Annotated in this window: 4 protein-coding genes and 1 pseudogene; 3 read left to right on the top strand and 2 right to left on the bottom strand. The window is 66.8% G+C overall.

Annotated features, from left to right (window positions below):
- Positions 1–98 precede the first annotated feature (98 nt).
- Positions 99–506, bottom strand: coding sequence for a type II toxin-antitoxin system VapC family toxin (locus U9980_RS27905; RefSeq protein WP_322770657.1), 408 nt, complete (start codon positions 504–506; stop codon positions 99–101).
- A complete protein-coding gene (locus U9980_RS27900; RefSeq protein WP_322770656.1) occupies positions 497–766 on the bottom strand; it encodes a hypothetical protein in 270 nt (89 codons plus the stop codon). The genes U9980_RS27905 and U9980_RS27900 overlap by 10 nt, the downstream gene beginning before the upstream one ends.
- Before the next feature lie 169 nt (positions 767–935).
- Here U9980_RS27900 and U9980_RS27895 point away from each other — a divergent pair.
- The 3 genes and pseudogenes from U9980_RS27895 to U9980_RS27885 all read left to right on the top strand — a co-directional run.
- A pseudogene (locus U9980_RS27895) lies at positions 936–1,142 on the top strand (type II toxin-antitoxin system VapB family antitoxin); the annotation flags it as partial.
- Complete coding sequence (locus U9980_RS27890) at positions 1,139–1,300, top strand: type II toxin-antitoxin system VapC family toxin (protein WP_322770655.1); 162 nt, start codon at positions 1,139–1,141, stop codon at positions 1,298–1,300. The pseudogene U9980_RS27895 and the gene U9980_RS27890, both read left to right, overlap by 4 nt.
- A gap of 226 nt (positions 1,301–1,526) precedes the next feature.
- Positions 1,527–2,516 carry an alpha/beta hydrolase gene (locus U9980_RS27885; protein WP_322770654.1) on the top strand — a complete coding sequence of 330 codons (990 nt, stop codon included), beginning with the start codon at positions 1,527–1,529 and terminating at the stop codon, positions 2,514–2,516.
- The last annotated feature ends 85 nt before the right edge of the window (positions 2,517–2,601 follow it).

The raw sequence follows: 2,601 nt of genomic DNA, 5'->3' as shown, positions 1-2,601 counted from the left end.
GTGAGCATGGAGTGGACGATCAAGGTTCGGCCACTGACGAACGTGCGGCTTGTACCTGTTGGCGGCGGTGGAAGTCGTTGACCTGAGCCGGGCGCAGGCTAGGTGATGAGTTCGATGGCGCAGCGTGGGCCGGTTGTAGCTGCGTACTTGGCGTCGCAGGTGAGCAGGACGGCGTCAAGCTGTTCGGCAAGCGCGACGTAACCTGCGTCGTAGGCCGTCATGTTTTCGCGCAGTTCCCACACCCGCACAGCGGTCGGCCCACTGAGCAGTTCGCGACGGATCGGCAGGCGGAGCAGGTTGGCGACGAGGATCGGGGCGTGCCCGGCCAGCCGGCTCGTACGTCGGGCAAGGCCGCGAAGCGCCGAGATGACCTCGATGTCCAGGTGCGCGGGGGCGTAGGGGGCGTCGCCACCGGCCAGTCGATCCCTCGCGGCCTTACGTCGAGGGCTGTCGTCTCCGGCGAGTAGATCGACGATCAGGGGCGCGTCAACGACGATCAGCCCCACCGTTCCTCCTGTGCATCACGGACCGCGCGTACGGCGGCGACCGCGTCGTCCGTGGTGAGCCCGGCGGAAGGGCGGGCGTTGTCGATGTCGGCGAGCACCTCGTCCATGGTCGGCGTGCTCGCCTCGCGGCTGAGCACGTCGAGCAGGTAGGCGTTCAGCGACTGCCGCCGCGCCTTCGCGCGGGCGGTCAGAGTGGCGCGCACCCGTGCCGGGAGGGCCCGGACGGTGAGGTTGGTCGTGGTTACCTCGGTGCGATCCATGAAGTCATTCTAGCGTCGAAATAGCGTCAAAATGACGTCACAGCGCGATCCGATGCGCGGTCCGCCAGGATCGCCTCCGTGGGTCACGGTCACCATGGGTCGCCGGGTCAGTCTGTCGCTCTGGCATCCGTCAAGGGTGGGGCGCCGGTGATGGAGGTCGCTCAGTCGCGAGCTTGCCGAGTTGACCGGGGAGAGCATCACCACCGCTGCGACCGTGGTGCTCCGCGAGCGCCTCGACCGAATGCGTGCTGATAGCGAGGATGCTGAGCAACGAGCCGCCCGTATTGTGGCCATCGGCCGTCAGATTGCTGCCGCGGTGTCCGCGTCCAGCCTGAGCATTGATGATCTTTATGACGAGCGTGGGTTGCCGGCATGATCGTCGACTCCTCGGCGCTTGTCGCCGTCGTCCGGGCCGAACCTGACGCGGCTCGGTATGCTGCCGCACTCGTCGCGGTGAACCGGCCGGCGATGTCGGCCGCCAATGCGACCTTGCACAACTATTCCGTAAGGAGGGGCGGGTTCAAACGGTCGTAGCGACACTCCGATAGGATGATCTCGGTCGGGAGAGCGGCAGCCCCGCCCGGTTGAACTTCGGCGACTGCTTCGCGTACGCCCTCGCGGCGTTGAGACGGGAGCCGTTGCTACTCAAAGGGGAAGGTTTCGCGCCGACGGCCCAGACGAACAACGGGGATCGAATGTGATGGGGATCACTGTCAAAGGGTGACAATAGGCTGTCGCTGACCCCGGTGACGATCGAGGCATGACACACATCGCTACCGCGCGTCCCGCCGGCCCTCGTCCCGATGACGTCGCCACGACCGGGCTTGACTGCCTCGCCGAAACCGCAGCGTTCAACGCCGCATTCGAGGCCAAGGCGAAGTCCCGTCCTGACCGGGCGAGGCGACCGGATGCCGTGATGCTGGCGGCTCTGCGGCGCAATCGACTGGGCGGCGACACGCCGCCGGTGCGTCTGGCTGAGGCGCACGACCGGGATGTCGAGGTCGACGGGGCCCATGTGAAGCTGCGGTTCTTGGTCCCGCGAGTGGTCGAGGGCGTATACCTGCATATTCATGGTGGCGGCTGGATGTTCGGCTCGGCCGACGGGCAGGACGAGCGGTTGTGGGACCTCGCCCGTACCGCGCGACTCGCCGTGCTCAGTGTCGACTACCGCCTTGCCCCCGAGCACCCGTTCCCCGCGGCGCCGGATGACTGCGAGCGTGCGGCGCTGTGGCTGGTCAGCAACGCCGTGACGGAGTTCGGCACCGATCGTCTTCTCATAGGCGGCGAGTCCGCCGGCGCCCATCTGTCGCTGACGAGCCTGCTACGGCTTCGGGACCGGCATGCGATCACGAATGCGTTCCGATCGGTCCACCTGACATTCGGCCCCTTCGACCTGTCCATGACGCCGAGCCAGCGGCTGTTCGGAGCGCGCCCGCTACTGAGCAACACCGACTCGCTTCGGGCGATCTACGATGCGTTCGTCCCCGGCTGGTCACCCGAACAGCGGCGCGACCCGGAGCTGTCGCCGCTGTACGCCGACCTGTCGGGAATGCCGGCGGCCCGGATCGTCGTTGGAACCGCCGATCCGTTGCTGGACGATTCGCTGTTCCTGGCCGCGCGTTGGCGGGCTGCCGGCATTCCCGTCGAATTGGAGGTCGTGGCCGGGGCGATGCACGGGTTCACCCTTTTCCCGCTCACCGTTACCGAACAGGAGCTGCGCAGACAGGCCGAGTTCCTGTCGCAGGTGTGAGGTAGCTTTTTTGAGGTGACACGGACCGATCGTCTCTATGCGCTGGTGGAGGAGTTGCGTGCAGCAGCACCGCGCCCTCTGACGG

It is taken from the genome of Protofrankia sp. Cr1 (assembly GCF_963555865.1).
Taxonomy (GTDB): Bacteria; Actinomycetota; Actinomycetes; order Frankiales; family Frankiaceae; genus Protofrankia.
This window is presented reverse-complemented; position numbering and strand designations above follow the sequence as displayed.

Bases quoted from the DNA above. Each gene is read 5' to 3' on its own strand.
- U9980_RS27900 (WP_322770656.1), bottom strand. From the start codon at position 766: ATGGATCGCACCGAGGTAACCACGACCAACCTCACCGTCCGGGCCCTC.
- U9980_RS27890 (WP_322770655.1), top strand. From the start codon at position 1,139: ATGATCGTCGACTCCTCGGCGCTTGTCGCCGTCGTCCGGGCCGAACCT.
- U9980_RS27885 (WP_322770654.1), top strand. From the start codon at position 1,527: ATGACACACATCGCTACCGCGCGTCCCGCCGGCCCTCGTCCCGATGAC.